The following is a 19,007-nucleotide window of genomic DNA, read 5'->3' on the forward strand; positions in this document are numbered from 1 at the left end:
ATGAAGGAGGGCTCCTTCCAATGCAGGCGGCAGAGGTACCCTCGCATCTCATCGGGACGCATAGGGGCCGAACACCGCCTTTATCTTCATCGTCTCGTCCGCATCGTCCAGTACGAATACCCGATAGCGCGCGCCCCCCTTCTCCACCCTGATGACGACATGGCCCCGCGTACTGGCTGCGGCGCTCACGCCATAAGTCGTCTTCGCGGTCGCATCCGACAGGTGGGTGATGAAGATGTCGCGCGGTCCGGACCAGACGGCTTGCGAGGTCATCCGCTTGTAGGCATTCACCGCCGGGTGACCGTCGGCGCGCGTGGCGATGACGATCACCCGCGGCTGCAGTGCGGCCAGGAAGGGGATGCTGTTGGCATCCCAACTGCCGTGATGGTTGGCCTTCATCGCATCGACCGGGCCGCAGGCACGCCCCACTTCGGGCTCGACGTTCTTCCACGCCGCAGGCCCGTACGCGACCTCTTCGTCGAGGGAGGAGAGATCGCCACCGGTGTAGTAGTCGAACCCGCCGTAGCGCACGCGGAACGCGATGCTCAGCTTGTTCTCGCCCGGCACGCCTTGCTCCGCCATCCGTTCCGCCGAGGGGAACAGGGCGCGCACGGTTTCTCCCTCGCCCGTCCAGAGCACGCCGTTCGCATAGAGATTGCGGATCTCGAAACCGGGATAGGCGCCGGCGTCGTGCACCGGCACGATCTGGTCCTTGCGGCCCGGCTCGAACCTCTCCACCTTCATGCCGCGGTACCGCGCCTGCCAGTCGAGGAACCGGCGATAGTTGTCCATGGTCGCGCCGTGCAACGGCACCGGGTCGTCGTAGCCGGGCCATCCGCGATCGATGACCTTGGCGATCGGTACGGACTCGGCGACCTGGGTGATGCCGCTGAGCTGGTAGCCCTTCGCCGATGCGGGGGAGTCCGCAGTGATCGCTCCCATGTGGTCGCCGTGGAAGTGGCTGACGACCGCGTAGTCCAGCCCCTTCGCTTCCCCGGGCAATACCCGCCTGACGTAGCGTGCCACCCACTCTCCCGGCGCGCGGGATGCGTCCGGCCGGGTGGGCAGCGAGAACGGCGCCTGCTCGTTCGTCTTGCCGCTCATGTCCACCAGCACGCTGCTGCCATCCGGCAGGATCATGAGCTGGGCCTCGCCGCGTCCGGTGTTGATGTGGTGGATGTCCAGTTCGCCCTCGCGCCATGCGGGCAGCGTCCGGCCAGGTCCGGACGCGGCATCGGAACCGGCCAGCAGGGGAAGTGCCAGCAGGAGCAGCACCGGCGAAAGCAGGCAGGCTGCGTGTCCGTTCGCCCGACCACGATGCCCGCAGAGCCTGTCGTGCGACCGGCCGGAATTCCGGAAGCGGCGGCGTCCGATCGCGGCGGTCATGCCGGCTGGATGCCTGGCTTGCCGTGCTCCACCGCCAGGCGGGCGATCACGGTCTTCGTCCCTCCGGGGGCCGACACCTTGTCCACGCCGATCACCTCCGTACGCCACAGCCGGGGACCGATGTCGAAGACCTGATAGCCACGGCGGTCATTGAGCAGGAGGGTGTGGGGATTCTCGGATGGCACATGCTCCCAGCCGGAAGGGATATCGCTGCCATCGCCGCCGGAGGCGATCGAGGTGGTGACGAACTCGGTCGCCACCGGCGTGCTGAGCAGATCGCCATCCACGGAGGGGATCACGCCGGCATGATGCTTGTGCACGTCGCCCGTCGCGACCACGACATTGCCCCGCCCTCTTTCCCGGAGGGTGTCGACCAGACGCGCGCGCGCCGCCGGGTAGCCGCTCCAGGAGTCGGTATTGGTGGGCCCGGATTTGCGGCTGTCCGGATAGGCGTAGGGCATCACCATCACTTGCTGCGCAAGCAGGTGCCAGTGCACGCCGCTGTCCAGGCCGGCGCCCAGCCACTGTTCCTGCGCGCTGCCCAGCATGTGCTCCGGTCCGGCCAACGCATCGGTGCGGCAGGGCCTGGTCGTCCCCCGTTCGCACCGCTGCTTGCTCCGGTACTGCCGCGTGTCGAGCAGATGCACCCTCAGCGTCCGCCCATAGTCCAGCCGCCGATACAGGGTGATGCCGCCCTGCGGTGAGGGAAACAGCGCGCGCCGCACTGGCATGTTCTCGTACCAGGCCTGCATGGCGGCGAATTTCCGCAATGCGAAGACCTCGGGAGGCGTGCCGTCCTGGTCGAGCGCAGCGGCCCAGTTGTTGTCGAACTCGTGGTCGTCCCAGGTGGACAGGAAGGCGGTGGCGGCGTGGGCGGCCTGCAGGTCGGGATCGCTCTTGTACTGGGCGTAACGCCGGCGGTAGTCGTCCAGCGTGTAGATCTCGCCGCCCACGTGCCTGCGATCCGCTGGGCGTCCGTGGGTGTCGACAAAGGACAGCGCGCCCTCCTTGCCCGCCCCCTCGTAGATGTAGTCGCCGTAATGAAACACCGCATCCAGGTCCTGCTCCTGGCTCAGGTGGCGGTAGGCGGTGAAGAGCCCGGCCTCGTGGTGCTGGCAACCGGCCACGCCGATGCGGACGCGCTCCGGCGAATCCGCTGACGCGGATGCGGTACGCACCGTTCCCACCGGACTCGGCGGCTGCCCCGCGACATGGAAGCGGTACCAGTACGGGCGACGCGGTCGCAGCCCCTGCACATCCACGTGGATGCTGTGGCCAAGCTCGGGACGCGCCAGAGCCTCTCCCTTGCGCACGACGGTGGCAAAGGCCTCATCCTCGGCGACTTCCCAGCGCACGGGAACGGCGACCATGGGCATGCCGGCATGTTCATCCAGCGGGCGCGGTGCCAGGCGCGTCCAGATCACGAAGCCATCCGGCACGGGATCGCCTGACGCGACGCCCAGCAGGAACGGGTACGCGGGAAAGGGCACCGAGGCCCACACGCGCGCGGCCGGAGCCAGTCCCGCGAACAGGGCCAGGTGGCCGGCGGCCTGCAGGAAGGTGCGACGATCGAATCGGGTAGACATGAGAGATCGGTCTGCTGTCTGGAAGTGGAGATGAGGCATGGCGCGACGCCCTGCCGCCGGCGACCCGCACCTGCGGCATGCACAGCCGCCGCCATCGGATGCCTAGAAGCGCGCCCGGATGCCGAGCGAGGCGCGACGGCCGCTGGTGATGTAGATCTGGCTGTGGTGCCCGCCCGCCCCCAGCCCGACGGGGCCATTCGAATAGACGGTGTGGCGGTTCTGGTTGAAGAGGTTGTTCGCGCTGAAGTACACCTCCAGCCCCAGCCAGTTGTCCCGGGTCTTGGGAATGAGGGTGTAACTGCCGGACAGGTTCACCTCCAGGTAGTCGTCGAAGGGTTGCTCCTGGACGACCGAATAGGCGCCATTACCGTTGTTCACGCTCACCGCGCTGGTCGGGCCGCGATCCTTCTCATCGCTCCACACGCTGTTGAGGTTCAGGCGTATGGGCCCGTACTTCCAGCCGAAGCCGAGGCCCGCCACCTGCTGGGCCACGCGCGAAAGCTTCTTGGACGGGTTGGTGTTGGTGAAATGGCCGCGCAGTGTCAGTCCGCTCAATGGACCCGGCAGGTAGTCCATGGCGTGGTTGAACTCGAACTCGTAACCGTTGACGGTGATGTCCGCCGCGCTGTTGGTCGCGGTGCTCACCAGGTCGACGGGCTCGTCGCCGTCGTAGCCGAACTCCTCCGGCGTCAGTGTGGCCGTATCGATCAGGTCCTTGATCCTGTTGTGGAACACGCCGAACGCCACCAACCCGACCGGCTCGAAGTACTGCGTCGCGCGCAGGGAGAAGTTGTCCGAGTATTCCGGCTTCAGGTTGGCGTTGGGCGCACTGAGCACGTTCCCGTCTTCGGTGCCGTAAGCGATGGACCACACGCCGGCCAGGTCGCCGACCTCCGGACGCATGATGGTCTTGCTGTAGCCTGCATGGATGTCCAGGCTGCCGGTCACGCTGTACTTGAGCGACGCGCTGGGAAAGAAGTCGTCGTAGCGGCCCTCGGTTTCCTTCCGCGGGTTGGTCAGATACTGGTACTTCAGGCCGTCGACCGTGGCGGCCCGGCCCGTGGCGGCGGAAACGGCATACCCGGCAGCGCGCACCTGGTCGGGGCTGAGCGGGTCGAAATCGTAGCCGATCTCACGGGTCCTCTCCCAACGCAGGCCGGCCTGGCCCTTCAACCGTTCGGTGAAATCCGCGGTTCCCATGAAATAGAGCGAGGTGATCCGTTCGTCCAGTTCGTTCACGTTCGCGATATGGGCGTTGTACCACTGCGCGGGCGTCTCGCTGCGTATCCACTGCTCGGGGTTGGCCTGCATCATCTGGTGGATCCTGGCCAGGCTGTACAGGTACAGGTCGCCACCGCTCAGCGTCCTGATGTCCATGCCGCTCTCGCCCCCGTGCCATACGTTGTGGCTCTGCACGGCGCGCAAGAACTCCGCGTTGCTCAACGGGCCGTTGTAGGTCCAGATGTTGGCGTCGGAGGTGTTGCCGAACTCGTAGCCGGCACGGGTCGCCTTGACGCCGGTCTTCCATGTGACCGGAATGCGGCCGATGTCCTGGTAGAACTCCACGTTGAGCGCCCCGCCCCGATAGTCCAGCTCGGCCGAACTGCCGCTGGTGGTGCGGATGGACGGCCTGGTGGACGCACCGAGCGCACCGGCATACGAGCCCAGCGTGAATGCGTCGGGGCTGGCCCAGTCGATGCCGTCGATCTGCTGGATCTGCCAGTCCTGGTGCATCCAGTCGCTGCGCGAGGCGCTGTAATTGCCGCGCGCGCTCAGGGTGTTGAGCAGATTCGACACCTGCCCCTTCTTGCCGGAGTCGTACCGGCTGGTGGACGTGGCGGAGAACAGATTGCCATCCACCTTCAGGTTCTCGTTCTGCCAGACGAAGCTCGGCACGAAGTTGCGCGAGTAGCCGACCTTGTAGGTGTAGCTGTGGTTCAACGCCAACGTGTTGGTGCTGGCGGGATACCGCGTCGTCCACTGCAGCGAGGGGTCGCCCTCATGCGGATTGGCGGCGGTCGCGCGGCCGTTGGTGAAGGTGGGCGTGATGGTGTTGGGATCGATGTCGCCGCGGCTCAGGTTGGCCGAGAGCGACAGGATCAGCGTGTCGGTCGCCTTGAAGTCCGCGTTGAAGGACGCGACCCGGCGGTTGTATTCGCGGTCGTAGCCCGACGCGGCGATCGATGTCACGGCATACGGATAGGGACTGGTGGCCGTCGCCACGTAGTTCCGGCCGGCCGTGATCTGCGCCTGTTCCACCAGGTTGGTGATGCTGCTGACGCCGGCGGCGATGCCGAGGCGCTTGTCGAAGAACACGTCCGAATACGTGATTGAGCTGCTGGGCAGCCACTTGGTGTCGTAACCGCCCTCCATCCACCCGGTGTTCCTGCTGTCCCATAGGCCGGAATGCGTCGTGCCGCCGAGGGACACGACGACCCGCCGCCCCTTGGCATCGAACGCCTTCCTGGTCCGGATGTCGATGGTGCCGGCCGGTGCGTTCGCATCCATGTCGGCAGAGGTGGTCTTGTTGATGCTGATCGAATCCACGCCCGCCAGTGCGCTCTGTTCGAAGCTGAAGGTACGCGAGCTAGACGAGTTGGCATCTATCCCGGGAAGACTGACGCCGTTGAGCGTCACTCCCGTGTACTTCGCCGGCAGACCGCGCAGGCTGATATTGCGCGGCGCATCGTCCGCCACGACATCGAAGTCGACACCCGGCATGTACTTGAGGAACTCGCCCGGATTGCCATCGCCGATCTCGCCGAAGCTGTCGGCCGACAGCGTGTTGGTGATGTTCATGGCGGCGCGCTGCTCCATGATCGCCCTGGCATCGCCCTCCCGCACCCCGACCACCTGCAGCGAATCCAGCGTACGCGTGCCGGAGGTGCCTGCCTCCACCGACGTGCTGCGCAACTGGAACTCCAGCCGCTCGCGTTCGCCCGGCTCAAGTTCGATGGTGCGCCGCTCCTCGTGGAAGCCGGTATAGCTCACCGTCACATCCACCGTGCCCACCGGCACGCCGGCCAACTGGAACTCCCCCCGCTCGCCCGAATGGACGACACGCGTGCCGGCGCTGCTGGTGATGCGCACGACGGCGTCCCGGAGATAGCCGCCCGTCGCCGGATCCAGCACGCTGCCCAGTACCGTTCCGCTTCCCGCGCCCGGTTCGCCGGATCGCGAAGGCTGCAGCAGGATCACGCGACCGTCATCGGACTTGATCTCCAGGCCGGTATCGCGCAACAGCGCACGCAACGTCTGCCGCGCATCGCCTTCGCCCACCACCGCCTGCGTGTTGACGCCATCCAGCGCATCCGCGGGTGCGATGATCTGAAGCTGCGCCTGGCGCGCGAATTCCGGGATGCCGGTCACCGCCGGCTGCGTGGGGACGTTGAACTGGCGCCGTTGCGCCATCGCGTGCGGCGCGGAGGTCAGCGCGATCGCGATGGCAGTGGCCAGCAGGAGCTTGTTGCAGCAGTTCATCAGGCGAGCACTCGCATTGTTGGCCGCAGGAATTGCGGACCTCGAATGCTTGAGATGCCGTCGCCCGGCTTCCGCCATGCGTCATGAAAATTTAATCTTCCGGAACGATGACGATCTCGCGACTGGTGTGCTGGCGCACGTCCGCGCCGAACACGTCCGCCACCGCGCGACTGAATCCTGCCGGGTTGTTGGCGGCGAACAAGCCGGTGACGGACGCATTCGCCAGGCGTGGATCGGGAATGACGATCCGGACATCGCTGTAGCGCGCGAAGGCTTCGGCGGCTTCGGCCAAGCGTTGCCCGTGGAAGGCGAGCTTGCCTTCGCGCCACGCCAGTTCGCGATGCATCTGGTCCGCCGACAGCGAGGCCACCTCGACACGGTCAGACGTGGTCTTCCACGATCCGCGCTGGTGCGCAGCCAGCGACTTCACCGATCCATTGGGCGCAGGCAGACCCACTTCGCCGTCCTGCACGACGACCTGGGCCGGCTGGCCATCCAGCTTGCGCACCACGAAGGCCGCGACACCCGCACGCAGCTGCACTCCATCGACTTCCACGAGCAGGGGTTCGCCGCTTCCGGACGCTTCCACGAACACCTCTCCGCGCCGGACCCTCACGCGCAGGCGGTGCTCCTCTTCATAGACGTCGACGCGGCTTTCGGTATTGAGGGTAAGCGTCGACCCATCGATCAGCGGCACCCGGCGCATCTCTCCCTTCGCCGTCGCATAGGCCGCCGGCATCGGCATGCTGGCGACCACCAGGACGAACAGCATGATCGACGCCGCCAGCGCGGCGACCCCTCGACGCAGTGCCGGACCACTGCGCCGTGGTGAGCGATCCGTGCGATTCCCACGAGGACTGGCGGGCGCGGGCACCTCTTCCAATGGGTGCAGAACCGGGGGGGGCGCCATGCTGGCGATGGCGTCCGGGCGGCACCACAAGGCCCGCGCACGGATGAATGCGCCGCGCCTGCGTGCGTCGCCGCTCAGCCAGTGCTGGAGTTCTTCCTGTTCCTGCGCCTCGAGCGGCCTGCGATCCATCCGCGCAACCCATTGCGCCGCCTTCCGCTCAATCGCCTGACTGGTTTCGCGACCGTCCATAGGCCCTCCTGGTATCCCGACCACTTCCCTTGGAGACGTTGAACACCCCGTTTCCGCCATCGGCCAGCCGTTCGCCCAGCCATCGGATGCCACGCGCGATGTGTTTTTCGACGGTGTTCTCGGAAATCCCCATGCGTCGGGCGATCTCCCGCTGGGGCAGTGCATGGACGCGGCGGAGGACGAAGGCCTGGCGGGCCTGTTCGGGCATGCCCGCGATCAGGTCGGCCAGGTGGCGGAGATCGTCCCGGCCCATGGCATTGCGTTCCGGCGTGGCCGCCTTGTCGGCCAGTTCGACGCTGCCCAGCTCCTCGATCGCCAGGATCGGCACGATCCGCGCGCGGCGGATGTTGCGCAACATCAGCGAGTGCGCGACCTGGAACAGATACGCGCGGGGATTGAGGATGTCGTCCAGCCGCTCGCGTTCCAGGAGCAGCGCATAGCTCTCCTGGATGATGTCCAGTGCGTCCGGATCCTGGACCCGAAGCCGTGTCAGCCAGCGCCGCAGGGACACTTCGTGGGGCAGGATGTTGACCGCGAACCAGTGCTCGCGCCCGGCGTCGTCGGGCACGGCCTCTTCGACCGGATGTTGGAGCGACAAGACGGATCCCCGAACGTGCCCTGGGGGAGGACAGGCACGACCGCTCCATTCTGGGCAGCGGGGATGACGCGGATATGACGATGTGCCGCGCCCGAAGGACAGCCCGCCGCGGCGGGCCGTCTTCGATCACGACAGACGATGGTTCACAGCATGGGCAGCTTCAACCCCTGCTCCTTCGCGCACTGCACGGCGATGTCGTAGCCGGCATCCGCATGGCGCATGACGCCGGTGCCCGGGTCGTTCCACAGCACGCGGGCGATGCGCTTGTCGGCCTCTTCTGTGCCGTCGCAGACGATGACGACGCCCGAATGCTGCGAGTAGCCCATGCCGACGCCGCCGCCGTGGTGCAGCGACACCCAGGTGGCGCCGCCGGCGACATTGAGCATGGCGTTGAGCAGAGGCCAATCGGATACGGCATCGGAGCCGTCCTTCATCGCCTCGGTCTCGCGGTTCGGCGAGGCCACGCTGCCGGAATCGAGGTGGTCGCGGCCGATCACCACCGGCGCCTTCAGCTCGCCGTTGCGTACCATTTCGTTGAACGCCAGGCCCAGCTTGTGACGCAGGCCCAAGCCCACCCAGCAGATGCGCGCCGGCAGGCCCTGGAAGCTGATGCGCTCGCGCGCCATGTCCAGCCAGCGATGCAGGTGCGCGTCGTCGGGGATCAGTTCCTTCACCTTGGCGTCGGTCCTGTAGATGTCTTCCGGATCGCCGCTCAGCGCGACCCAGCGGAACGGGCCCACGCCTCGGCAGAACAGCGGACGCACATAGGCCGGGACGAAGCCGGGGAAATCGAACGCGTTCTTCAACCCCTGGTCGAACGCCATCTGCCGGATGTTGTTGCCGTAGTCGAACGTCGGCACGCCCATCTGTTGGAACGCCAGCATCGCTTCCACGTGCACGCGCATGGACTGCTTGGCCGCATCGCGCACGCGCTCGGGTTCGGCCTTCTGTTCGGCCAGCCACTGCTCCACCGTCCAGCCGATCGGCAGGTAGCCGTGCACGGGGTCGTGCGCGCTGGTCTGGTCGGTGACGGCATCCGGGCGCACGCCACGCTTCACCAGTTCCGGCAGGATCTCCGCGGCGTTGCCGAGCAGCGCGATGGATTTGGCTTCGCCCGCCGCGGTGTACTTGGCGATGCGTGCGAGCGCGTCATCCAGGTCGGTGGCCTGTTCGTCCACGTAGCGCGTGCGCAGGCGCATATCGATGCTGGACTGGCGGCATTCGATGTTCAGCGAACTGGCACCGGCCAGCGCCGCCGCCAGCGGCTGCGCCCCACCCATGCCGCCGAGGCCGGCGGTGAGGATCCACTTGCCGGCCAGGTTGCCGCCGTAGTGCTGGCGCCCCATCTCGACGAAGGTTTCGTAGGTGCCCTGCACGATGCCCTGGCTGCCGATGTAGATCCACGAGCCGGCCGTCATCTGGCCGTACATCGCCAGACCCTTGCGGTCGAGTTCGTTGAAGTGCTCCCAGGTGGCCCAGTGCGGCACCAGGTTGGAATTGGCGATCAGCACGCGCGGCGCATCGGGATGCGTGGGGAAGATGCCGACCGGCTTGCCGGACTGCACCAGCAGGGTCTCGTTGTCGTCGAGTTCGCGCAGCGACTTGAGGATGGCGTCGTAGCAGGCCCAGTCGCGCGCAGCGCGGCCGATGCCGCCGTACACCACCAGCGATGTGGGGTCTTCGGCGACTTCCGCGTCCAGGTTGTTCTGCAGCATCCGGTACGGCGCCTCGCTGAGCCAGGACTTGCAGGTCAGCGTGTTGCCACGGGGGGCGCGGATGACGCGGGAAGGGTCGTGGCGGGGATCGGACATGACAGGTTCCAGATGCAGGTATGCAGCCATTATCGGCGGGAGGCCCCGCCCTGCGCGAGCCGCGGCGATGCTGCAGTGCGCGAAGGCATGCGTGGCAGAATCGGGCCATGAATCTTTTCCGCCGCGCTTTCCCGGCCCTGCTGGGGGTCGGCCTGCTGTTCGCCGTGCCCGTGCAGGGCGCCCCACCCGACCGCGTCCTGGTGTTCACCAGGACCGAGGGTTTCCGCCATGACGCCATTCCGGCCGCCGTGGAAGCGCTACGGCGGCTGGCGGCGGACGAGGGCATGGCGCTGGACCACACCGAGGATGCGCAGGCGTTCCGTCCGGCCAACCTGGCGCGCTATCGCGTGATCGTGTTCGCGAGCACCACGGGCGACGTGCTGGATGAAGCACAGCAGGCGGCGATGGAAGGCTTCGTGCGCCAGGGGGGCGGCTTCCTCGGCGTGCATGCGGCCGCGGACACGGAGTACGACTGGCCCTGGTACGGTCGGCTGGTGGGCGCGTACTTCAAAAGCCATCCACCGGGCCTGCAGTCCACCTACGTGCAGCCCGAACGCGATGGCAAACCGGTGGGCGCGCGCTGGTCGATCACGGACGAGTTGTACAACTACCGCACCCATCCGCGCGGACGGGTGCAGGTGATCGCCACGGTGGACGAGCGGCACTACGAGGGCGGCACGATGGGCGCGGACCATCCCATCGCGTGGTGCCATGCCTTCGATGGCGGTCGCGGCTGGTACAGCGGCCTCGGGCACGATGTGGCGGTCTATGCCGACCGCCACTTCATCGCCCAATTACGGGGCGGCTTGCGCTATGTCTCGGGACGTTCGGACGACTGTTGACGCCTTCACCTTGCACGCGCACGGAAAAAGCGACAGGCGACCTCAACGAATCGAGGGGTCCAGGGTACGCAAGGCCTCGGCCAGACTCGGCTGGCCCGTGCGGTCCAGATCGTCCTTCGAGTAAGAACGCCCCGGTTGGCCGTTGCACGCGGTCTTGGCATCGCGCTGGCGGATGCGGCTGCCGGTCTGCCGGATGCAGGTGAGGTCGGACAGGCGCGGCGCGTCCTCGTTCTTCGCCGGCATGGCGGCCGACGTGGCGGCATCCCGCGGCGGGTCGACAACCGGCGCAGGCGTGGGCGCGGGTGACGGCTCCGGCGTCGATGCGGGGGACTGGGCCTGCGCGGTGGTCGCCATCAGGCAGGCAACGAGGGCCAGGAGGGGGAGGTACTTCATGAGGGGGCTCCGGAGGAACGTGGTCTACACGGTACGCCCCGGCGCGCGCCCGCGTCGCACGCTTCCATCCTGCGGTTCAGGTGCTCCTCATGCCGCCGGACACTGTTCCCGGCGCCCCTCGTGGAAGCGCTGGATGGCCGCGGCATCGGCTTTCTGTGGCGACACGCCGTCGTCGAACAGGACGCGCCACACGCCATCGTCGCCGCGATGCCAGACCGAGCCGAAGCGGCCGATGCGGCTTTCCCCGGTCTTGGGATCCTCGTACAGCGCCGGCCCGCTCGAATACGCCGTGCGGCCGTCGCCTCCCAGGGTCACCACGGCAGGGTACCAGCTGAGCTTCAGCGTCGCGCCCTGGATCAGCGGCGTCCACTCGCGGGTGATGGCGTCGCGCCCGCGCGTGGGTGTCCGGCTGACGCCGAAGGCCGCCTCGGGATGCAGGTGCTCGGCGAAGGCCACCGCATCGTGCTCGGCCACGGACCGGGCGAAGCTGAGTTCGCGCTGCCAGACCTGGCATTCGGCCGGCGGGCCAGTCTCCGGCGCAGCGGCCAGCGCGTGGCTCGCCACCAGGCCCAGGACCAGCGTGGACGAAAGTCGCAGGCGCGTTGTCATGCGGAATGTCCCGGAGTCTGCCAAGCTGTCTCCGTTCTAGAGTGATTACGTAGCCTATGCACCTGCCAATCGTCAGGGGGGCGTGGCTGGTCATGCTGGTGTTGCTGGCCGCCTGCAGCTCTCCCGCCCGACGCGCCGCTCCCGCACCTGCCGCCGCTCCCGCTTCGCCGCCCACCCTGCTGCTGGTCTCCATCGATGGCCTGCGCGCCGACATCCCCGGCACCGGCCGCATGCCCACGCTCGATGCGCTGTTCGCACAGGGTGCGCGGGCGGCGTGGGTCAATCCGTCGTATCCCACGCTGACCTTCCCCAACCACTACACGCTGGTGACGGGATTGCGCCCGGATCGGCACGGCATCGTGCACAACGACCTCCAGGACTCGATGCTGGGCCGGTTCGAGTCCAAGAAGGCGTCGGGGCGGGACGGCAGGTTCTGGGGCGGCGAGCCCATCTGGGTGGGCGCGCGTCGTACAGGATTGAAGACGGCCACGATGTTCTGGCCCGGTTCGGAAGCGGAAATCGCGGGTACGCGCCCCGACCACTGGCGGCCGTTCAACGGCAAACTGACGCCCGACCAGCGCGTGGACGAAGTACTGGCATGGCTGGATCTTCCGGCGGGGGAACGCCCGCGGTTCATCACCCTGTACATGGAACAGTACGACGTGGCCGCGCATGCGTCGGGAACCTTCTCGCCCCCGGCCATGGAGGCCATGAAGGCCATCGATGCCGCGCTGGCCAAGCTGCTGGGCGGACTGGATGCTCGCGGCCTTCGCGCCGACACCAACCTGATCGTGCTGTCCGACCACGGCATGGCGGACGTACGCACCTCGGACACGGCCTATCTTGACGATGTGGTGCCGGAATCGCTCTATGCGTGGACATCGTTGGGCCCTGTCGCCCACATCACACCGCGCCCGGGTCAGGAGGCCGAAGTGCGCCGCCGGCTGGTCGGGCGCCATGATCATTACGCCTGCTGGGACAAAGCTTCCCTGCCGCCCGCCTGGCATTACGGCCGCAATCCCCGCATCGGATCGATCGTCTGCCAGGTGGACACGGGCTGGCGCCTGCAACTGCGCCGTCACCCGCTGCCGCATCAACCCCTGAAGGGCGAACACGGCTTCGCGCCCGAAGACCCGCAGATGCGCGCCTTCTTCGTGGCCTCTGGCCCCGATTTCGTCCCGGGCGCGACATTGCCCGCCTTCGACAATGTCGACGTCTATCCGCTGCTGGCCCATCTGCTGCGCATCCGCGCAGTGCCGAACGACGGGACGCTGCAGACGTTCGCTCCGGCGCTAAAACAGCGGGCGGCACCGGCGCATTGATGTCCGGAAACGGTGAGTCGAGGCGTGGATGCGGTGCTAGCCTGCCTCCATGGTCCCGTCCGATGCCACCGCCCTGCCCGACCGCCACGTCTGCGAACAGGCGCGCCTGAGCCGCGACGCGCGCTTCGATGGGCTGTTCTTCACGGCCGTCACCAGCACGCGGATCTACTGCCGGCCGGTGTGCCCGGCACCGGCACCGAAACCGCAGAACATCGTCTACTACCGGAACGCGGCGGCCGCAGAAGCCGCGGGCTTCCGGCCCTGCCTGCGCTGCCGTCCCGAACTGGCACCGGGCGATGGCACGTGGCGGCGTGGCGATGAGGTCGTGGCGCGCGCGTTGAAGCTGATCGACCAGGGTGCATTGACCGAGGCGCCATTGTCGGACCTTGCGCAGCGCGTGGGCCTGGGCGAACGGCACCTGCGTCGGCTGTTCACCGATCGCCTCGGCGCCACCCCGGCCGACGTGCACGGCACCCGCCGTCTGCTGTTCGCCAAGCAACTGCTGAGCGAAACCACCTTGCCGATCACCCAGGTGGCCCTCGCCGCCGGCTTCGGCAGCCTGACCCGCTTCAACACCGCCTTCCGCGAGGAATACCGCATGGCACCGCGCGATCTGCGCAAGCGCGAACTGCCGGTCGCCCGCGACGCGATGACACTGCGGCTCGGTTACCGGCCGCCGTACGATTTCGGCGCCATGCTCGATTTCCTGCGCGGTCGCGCCTTGCCCGGCGTCGAAGCCGTCGACGACATCAGTTATCGGCGCGTGATCGGCACGTCCGATACGCCCGGCTGGTTGCGGGTCAGCGCCTGGGAAGAAGGCGCGCATGCGCTGAAGCTGGAACTGCAGGGCGGTGCGGCGACGGATCTGCTGCAGATCGTCAACCGCCTGCGGCGAATGTTCGACCTGGATGCCGATCCGCAGGCGATTGCGGCGGCGCTGGGCCACGACGACCGCCTGCGCCCCTTGCTGAAGGCGCGGCCGGGCCTGCGCCTGCCCAGCGGCTGGGACGGTTTCGAGATCGCGGTGCGTGCGGTGATCGGCCAGCAGGTCAGCGTGGCCGCCGCGCGCACGCTGACGGCGCGCCTGGCGCAACGGCACGGGACGCCGCTGGCGATCCCGTTCGGGGGGCTGACGCATCTGTTCCCGACGCCGGAGGCGCTGGTGGATGCCGACCTGACCGAGATCGGCCTGACCCGCGCGCGGGCCGAGACAGTCCGGGGGCTGTCGCGCGCCCTGCTCGATGGCCGCGTCGATTTCCGGCCGGAACGCACGCTGGAAGACTTCACCACGCGCTGGGTCGCCTTGCCCGGCATCGGTCCGTGGACGGCGCACTACATGGCGCTGCGCGCACTCGGCCATCCGGATGCGTTCCCGGCCGACGATCTGGTACTGCAGAAGGCCGTGCCCACCGACGGCACGCGGATGACGGCGAAGGCGCTGACCGCGCGCGCGGAGGCCTGGCGCCCATGGCGCGCCTATGCGGTGGTCCACCTGTGGAAGGCCAGTATGCCGGCGCAGAAGGCAATGCCTTCTGTAGGAGCGACGTGAGTCGCGACCGGGATATTTCGGGTCGCAACAGCATTTCAGTCTTGCGGTCGCGACTCACGTCGCTCCTACATCGAACGCTCTTATGCTGCCCACCATGATCCTCTATCGCGAACTCGACAGCCCGGTCGGCACGCTCACCGTCGCCGCAACGGACGCGGGTCTGCATGCCATCGAGTTCCCGCGCAACCGGCACCCGGCAGACCGTGAGGGATGGATGCCCGGCGATCACCGCCTGCTGGATCTGGCGGCACGCCAGCTGGACGACTACTTCGCCGCGAAGCGGTGCGTGTTCGACCTGCCGCTGGCGCCGCGCGGCACCGAGTTCCAGCGCACGGTGTGGATGACGCTCGCAGGCATCGGCTACGGCGAAACGATCAGCTATGCGCAGCTGGCGCAGCGGGTGGGCAAGCCCACCGCGATGCGCGCGGTGGGCGCGGCGAACGGGCGCAACCCGTTGCCCATCGTGTTGCCCTGCCACCGCGTGATCGGCGCGGACGGCGCATTGACGGGATTCGGCGGCGGCCTGCCGACCAAGCAGTTCCTGCTGGAGCTGGAGGGCGCCCTGCCGAAGTCCCGCGACCTGTTCAGCTGAGCGCGGTCACATCCCGCGGAAGCGCTGCTGGAACGCGCCGCTGACCGGCAGCACGTCGTTGCGTCCCTTCACGCTGAGCTGGTGGCGGCCCAGTTCATCCTTGCGCACGCGGTCGATCGCCTGCACGCGCACCAGTACCCCGCGGTGCACCTGCCAGAACACGTCCGGATCCAGGCCGCCGAGCAACTCCTTCAACGACATGCGGATGATGGCTTCGTCTTCGGCGGTCACCACGCGCACGTACTTGTCCTGCGCTTGAAAGAACAGCACCTCGTCGATGGCGATCATGCGCACGCTATCGCCGACGCTGGCGGTGATCCAGCGGATCAGGCGGTCGCCCTGCGGCCGCAGGCGCGCTTCCAGGTCGTCGATCAGCGAGCGCATGTCCGGCGCCCGCGCCTCGGCCAGGCGCGCCCGCATGCGCTGCACCGCCTGCGCCAGCCGCGCATCCTGCACGGGCTTCAGCAGGTAGTCCGCCGCGCCTGCCTCGAAGGCGCGGACCGCGTAGTCCTCGTAGGCCGTGGTGAACACCACCAGGCCTCCATGCGCGACCACCTGCCGGGCGACATCCAGACCGCTGACGCCCGGCATGCGGATGTCGAGGAAGGCGACCTTCGGCCGGTGTTGCGCGACGGCGTCCAGCGCCGAGAGCCCATCCTCGCAGACAGCCACGACCTCCAGCTCCGGCCAAGCCGCGCGCAACTGCTGCTGCAGCGCGCGTCGCTGCGGCGCTTCGTCCTCGGCGATCAGGGCGGTGACGGTGGTCACGCGACCGACCCCAGCGGCACGCGGATTTCCGCACAAACGCCACGACCTTCAGCGGCCGGCGACAGGACGAAGGCCGCGCGCGCGCCGTAGCGTGCCGCCAGCTGTTCGCGCACGTTCGCCAGACCGACGCCGGTACTCAGGCCAGGCTGAAGACCCGCGCCGTCGTCGCGCACCTGCACGCGCAGCGCGTCGCCCTCGCGTACCGCGTCGATCTCGATGCGGCCCGGACCGGGCCGTGGTTCGATGCCGTGCTTGATCGCATTCTCCACCAGCGTGATCAGCAGCGACGGCGGAAACGGCGCCGCACGCAGCGCCTCGTCGACCCGCACGTCATAGGTCAGTCGACCGCCCATGCGCACCTGCATCAGCGCGAGGTAACTGCCGCACAGGTCGAGCTGCTGGCCGAGCGTGGCGTGCAGGCCGCGGTCCTCGCGCAGCTTCGGAATCGTGGCGCGCAGGAAGTCGACCAGCGCATCCAGGGTCGCTTCGGCCTGGGCCGGATCCTGCCGCACCAGCGCACGAACGGAGGCCAGCGTATTGAACAGGAAATGCGGCTCCACCTGCGCCTGCAGCACCCCCAGGCGAAGGTCGGCCTCATGCACGCGGCTTTCGAGCGCGTTCAGTTCGCGCACATGGCGGTGCTCGTCCCAGCGGCGGTGTTCGCTGAAGTAGGCACGCAGGGCGAGGCCGCCACCGAACAGGCCGTAGATCACCACCAGCGCCGCCACGTTGATGGCCAGTCCGATCGCCTTCACCCATGGCGGCGGCGGCGGGGGATTCATGCTCAATCCCGCGGCCTCGAGACCCGGCTTGATGAGTTGTTCGATGTAGGAGGAACCCAGCCGATCGATGAAGAAGCTGAGCACCATGCCGATCAGCACGGCGATCACGACGGCCTTGCGCTCACGGCTCAGCGGCCACGCACGATGACGCACCGCGGTCGCCAGCGCGGGACCGAGCGTGGCCATGGAACTGAAGACGACGAACTCGGTGATGGCCACCTTGATCGCAACGCCGACGTCCTGGGCGACGACGCCCGTACCCATGCCGATGAATGCGGCGACCACCGCGATCACGCCGCAGAACAACAGGCTGCGGCCGAGCAGCCAGCGCAGGCCAAACACCGGGTACTGGCGATAACGGCTCCACACCGCGTTCCCGCCTACCAGCACCTCGGCCGGCAGCTTGTGCCGCAGTGGATAGGTCCGTTCCATGCTTACTTCCTTTCTCCACGCAACTGCTGGCCTGCCTGCTTCAGCGTCAGCGCGATCACCTTGCCGGCCGCATCACGCTCGAAGCGGATCTCCGCGCCCACGGCGTCCATCACGAAGACATCGCGCGCCACCGCCTGCACGGGCAGCGCGGGCTGGCCGGTGCCCTGGATGGTCAAGGTGTCGCCCTGCGCCTTCACCGCGAGCGAGAACGCGGGCATGAGCGGATAGTCGCCCTCATAGTCGCGCAGGGCATCGGCGTCGACCTTCAGCACCGGCGCCGATGCGGCGGCATCGATGCGCTTGGCCGGCAGCGCGGCGCCCATCTGCATCCAGGTGAAGGACTGACCTTCCGCCGTGCGCCGTGGGCGCAGCACGGCATCGAACTCGCGCGGATAGAAATCGCCTGCACTGTCGTAACCCATCGCATACGTGCCCTGCCCGGCCGGCTGGATCTCCAGTGCGTCACCCTGCCTGCGCAACGTCATCTTCAAGCCGCCCGCGAGTTCGTATTCGCCAGCCAGCGCATCCAGCAGCGTGCCGTCCGGCCTGGCTTCGCGCCGCGGCGCGCCCAGCGGAAAACTGGCATCGACCAGGTGCAGTCCCAGGGACCCCAGGCTGCCGATCGAGTTCCAGGTGGTGTCGGACAGGATCACCACGCCACGCTGTTTCTCGATGTCGAAGGACACGAACGACGAAAAACCACCGGTGCCACCCTCGTGCACGTGCACCGTGCGTCCGCCGACGGGCATCAGCATCCAGTTCATCGCCATCGGCGGTGCATCCGACAGCTTCTGCTGCGAGCGCCGCAGCGCCGCCGAGATCGGCGTGGGCTCGGCTCCCAGTTGGCCCTGCACGTAACGCACCATGTCGTCTAGCGTCGCGCGCACGCCGCCGACGCCGGCGAGATTGGTCTGGAAATGCCAGGCCGGCGTGGCACGCATGTTCGGCGTGTGGCCCACGGCCGCACGCACGCCGTCCGGCGCTGTATTGACGTAAGCATGACGCATGCCCAGCGGCGCGAACAGGCGCTGCTTCAGCAGCGTCTCCATGTCGGCGCCCGCGCGGCGGGCGACGGCGTGCGACAGCACCATCGAGGCGAAGTTGGAATACTCGAACTTCGTGCCCGGCGCCGCGGTGAGCGTGACATCGCCCAGCGAGGCGAGCAGTGCCGCTTCGTCCAGTTTCGCGTACGGATCGGTCATGTCGGCCGCGCCCATGCGCGAGGGCAGCGCCGGCAAGCCGGAGGTGTGGGTGACGATGTGGCGCAGCAGGATGGGCGTGCCCTGGTAGTCGGGCAGCTTCGTGCCTGCCGGAAGCCAGGCGGACAGCGGATCGTCCAGCGACCCCTTGCCCTGCGCGATCAGGTCGGCCAACAGCGCCGCCGTCATCGTCTTGCTGACCGAGCCGATCTCGAACGCGCTGTCGGGCCCGATGCGCGCCGCCTCCTTCGGATCCGCGCACTGGTACGTGCGGGCTACGGTACCGGTCTCGATGACCGCCACCGCCATGCAGGCGCCGGTGCGGTCGCCCTGCAGGCGTTGTTTCACTATGCCAGCCAGGGCCTGGTCGCTCATCGCATGGGCGGGCGTGAAGACGGTCAGGCCGGCGGTGGCCAGGGTGAAGGCGAGCGAATGGGCGTAGGCCATGGCGGTTCTCCTGAGGGGGCGGTCGCCATGCTGTCGAAGGACATCGCCACGCGTGCGGGTCTGCGATGGGCGTACCGCTGACGGCGACGAAACCCGCGATCCGGACGACGGC

The 19,007-nt window shown here is 67.9% G+C and carries 15 protein-coding genes; 4 read left to right on the forward strand and 11 right to left on the reverse strand.

All coding sequences use genetic code 11. The features are described from left to right. Positions 1–48 precede the first annotated feature (48 nt). From V8246_RS02515 to hutU, 6 genes are all read right to left on the reverse strand, one after another. A complete protein-coding gene (locus V8246_RS02515; RefSeq protein WP_336187780.1) occupies positions 49–1,386 on the reverse strand; it encodes a hypothetical protein in 1,338 nt (445 codons plus the stop codon). Continuing rightward, entirely contained in the window at positions 1,383–2,972 is a 1,590-nt protein-coding gene (locus V8246_RS02520) for an alkaline phosphatase D family protein (RefSeq protein WP_336187781.1), read from the reverse strand. The genes V8246_RS02515 and V8246_RS02520 overlap by 4 nt, the downstream gene beginning before the upstream one ends. A gap of 102 nt (positions 2,973–3,074) precedes the next feature. Continuing rightward, complete coding sequence (locus V8246_RS02525; protein ID WP_336187782.1) at positions 3,075–6,452, reverse strand: TonB-dependent receptor; 3,378 nt, start codon at positions 6,450–6,452, stop codon at positions 3,075–3,077. A gap of 91 nt (positions 6,453–6,543) precedes the next feature. Next, positions 6,544–7,224 carry a FecR domain-containing protein gene (locus V8246_RS02530; RefSeq protein WP_336187783.1) on the reverse strand — a complete coding sequence of 227 codons (681 nt, stop codon included), beginning with the start codon at positions 7,222–7,224 and terminating at the stop codon, positions 6,544–6,546. Positions 7,225–7,519: 295 nt separating this feature from the next. Beyond that, positions 7,520–8,149 (reverse strand): sigma-70 family RNA polymerase sigma factor, encoded by a 630-nt coding sequence (locus V8246_RS02535; RefSeq protein WP_336187784.1) that lies wholly within the window; start codon positions 8,147–8,149, stop codon positions 7,520–7,522. 143 nt (positions 8,150–8,292) lie between these two features. Then, complete coding sequence (gene hutU / locus V8246_RS02540) at positions 8,293–9,960, reverse strand: urocanate hydratase (protein WP_336187785.1); 1,668 nt, start codon at positions 9,958–9,960, stop codon at positions 8,293–8,295. 107 nt (positions 9,961–10,067) lie between these two features. Here hutU and V8246_RS02545 point away from each other — a divergent pair, with 107 nt between their 5' ends. Next, on the forward strand, positions 10,068–10,802 hold the full coding sequence (locus V8246_RS02545; RefSeq protein ID WP_336187786.1) for a ThuA domain-containing protein: 735 nt from the start codon (positions 10,068–10,070) through the stop codon (positions 10,800–10,802). 42 nt (positions 10,803–10,844) lie between these two features. On the opposite strand, the gene V8246_RS02550 is transcribed toward V8246_RS02545, so the two are convergent. Both V8246_RS02550 and V8246_RS02555 read right to left on the reverse strand, forming a co-directional pair. Continuing rightward, positions 10,845–11,195, reverse strand: coding sequence for a hypothetical protein (locus V8246_RS02550; protein ID WP_336187787.1), 351 nt, complete (start codon positions 11,193–11,195; stop codon positions 10,845–10,847). Positions 11,196–11,282: 87 nt separating this feature from the next. Then, positions 11,283–11,804, reverse strand: coding sequence for a DUF4440 domain-containing protein (locus tag V8246_RS02555; RefSeq protein ID WP_336187788.1), 522 nt, complete (start codon positions 11,802–11,804; stop codon positions 11,283–11,285). A 56-nt stretch (positions 11,805–11,860) separates the two neighbouring features. On the opposite strand from V8246_RS02555, the gene V8246_RS02560 reads away from it, so the two are divergent. From V8246_RS02560 to V8246_RS02570, 3 genes are all read left to right on the forward strand, one after another. Next, positions 11,861–13,126 (forward strand): ectonucleotide pyrophosphatase/phosphodiesterase, encoded by a 1,266-nt coding sequence (locus tag V8246_RS02560; RefSeq protein WP_336187789.1) that lies wholly within the window; start codon positions 11,861–11,863, stop codon positions 13,124–13,126. 49 nt (positions 13,127–13,175) lie between these two features. Continuing rightward, positions 13,176–14,675, forward strand: a complete 1,500-nt coding sequence (locus tag V8246_RS02565; protein WP_336187790.1) for an AlkA N-terminal domain-containing protein — start codon at positions 13,176–13,178, stop codon at positions 14,673–14,675. A gap of 82 nt (positions 14,676–14,757) precedes the next feature. Continuing rightward, positions 14,758–15,267 (forward strand): methylated-DNA--[protein]-cysteine S-methyltransferase, encoded by a 510-nt coding sequence (locus V8246_RS02570; protein WP_336187791.1) that lies wholly within the window; start codon positions 14,758–14,760, stop codon positions 15,265–15,267. Positions 15,268–15,273: 6 nt separating this feature from the next. Here V8246_RS02570 and V8246_RS02575 read toward each other — a convergent pair whose 3' ends face one another. Genes V8246_RS02575 through V8246_RS02585 form a run of 3 tightly spaced genes read right to left on the reverse strand, consistent with a single transcriptional unit; the run spans position 15,274 to position 18,895 of the window. Continuing rightward, positions 15,274–16,035, reverse strand: coding sequence for a LytTR family DNA-binding domain-containing protein (locus V8246_RS02575; RefSeq protein WP_336187792.1), 762 nt, complete (start codon positions 16,033–16,035; stop codon positions 15,274–15,276). Then, a complete protein-coding gene (locus V8246_RS02580) occupies positions 16,032–17,249 on the reverse strand; it encodes a histidine kinase (protein ID WP_336187793.1) in 1,218 nt (405 codons plus the stop codon). Before V8246_RS02580 ends, V8246_RS02575 begins: the two co-directional genes overlap by 4 nt. 2 nt (positions 17,250–17,251) lie before the next feature. Further along, on the reverse strand, positions 17,252–18,895 hold the full coding sequence (locus tag V8246_RS02585) for a serine hydrolase (protein ID WP_336187794.1): 1,644 nt from the start codon (positions 18,893–18,895) through the stop codon (positions 17,252–17,254). Positions 18,896–19,007 lie beyond the last annotated feature (112 nt).

This window comes from Pseudoxanthomonas sp. F11 (assembly GCF_037046485.1).
In the GTDB taxonomy this organism is placed as follows: domain Bacteria; phylum Pseudomonadota; class Gammaproteobacteria; order Xanthomonadales; family Xanthomonadaceae; genus Pseudoxanthomonas_A.

Bases quoted from the DNA above. Each gene is read 5' to 3' on its own strand.
- V8246_RS02515 (WP_336187780.1), bottom strand. From the start codon at position 1,386: ATGACCGCCGCGATCGGACGCCGCCGCTTCCGGAATTCCGGCCGGTCG.
- V8246_RS02520 (WP_336187781.1), bottom strand. From the start codon at position 2,972: ATGTCTACCCGATTCGATCGTCGCACCTTCCTGCAGGCCGCCGGCCAC.
- V8246_RS02525 (WP_336187782.1), bottom strand. From the start codon at position 6,452: ATGAACTGCTGCAACAAGCTCCTGCTGGCCACTGCCATCGCGATCGCG.
- V8246_RS02530 (WP_336187783.1), bottom strand. From the start codon at position 7,224: ATGCTGTTCGTCCTGGTGGTCGCCAGCATGCCGATGCCGGCGGCCTAT.
- hutU (WP_336187785.1), bottom strand. From the start codon at position 9,960: ATGTCCGATCCCCGCCACGACCCTTCCCGCGTCATCCGCGCCCCCCGT.
- V8246_RS02545 (WP_336187786.1), top strand. From the start codon at position 10,068: ATGAATCTTTTCCGCCGCGCTTTCCCGGCCCTGCTGGGGGTCGGCCTG.
- V8246_RS02550 (WP_336187787.1), bottom strand. From the start codon at position 11,195: ATGAAGTACCTCCCCCTCCTGGCCCTCGTTGCCTGCCTGATGGCGACC.
- V8246_RS02555 (WP_336187788.1), bottom strand. From the start codon at position 11,804: ATGACAACGCGCCTGCGACTTTCGTCCACGCTGGTCCTGGGCCTGGTG.
- V8246_RS02560 (WP_336187789.1), top strand. From the start codon at position 11,861: ATGCACCTGCCAATCGTCAGGGGGGCGTGGCTGGTCATGCTGGTGTTG.
- V8246_RS02565 (WP_336187790.1), top strand. From the start codon at position 13,176: ATGGTCCCGTCCGATGCCACCGCCCTGCCCGACCGCCACGTCTGCGAA.
- V8246_RS02570 (WP_336187791.1), top strand. From the start codon at position 14,758: ATGCTGCCCACCATGATCCTCTATCGCGAACTCGACAGCCCGGTCGGC.
- V8246_RS02580 (WP_336187793.1), bottom strand. From the start codon at position 17,249: ATGGAACGGACCTATCCACTGCGGCACAAGCTGCCGGCCGAGGTGCTG.
- V8246_RS02585 (WP_336187794.1), bottom strand. From the start codon at position 18,895: ATGGCCTACGCCCATTCGCTCGCCTTCACCCTGGCCACCGCCGGCCTG.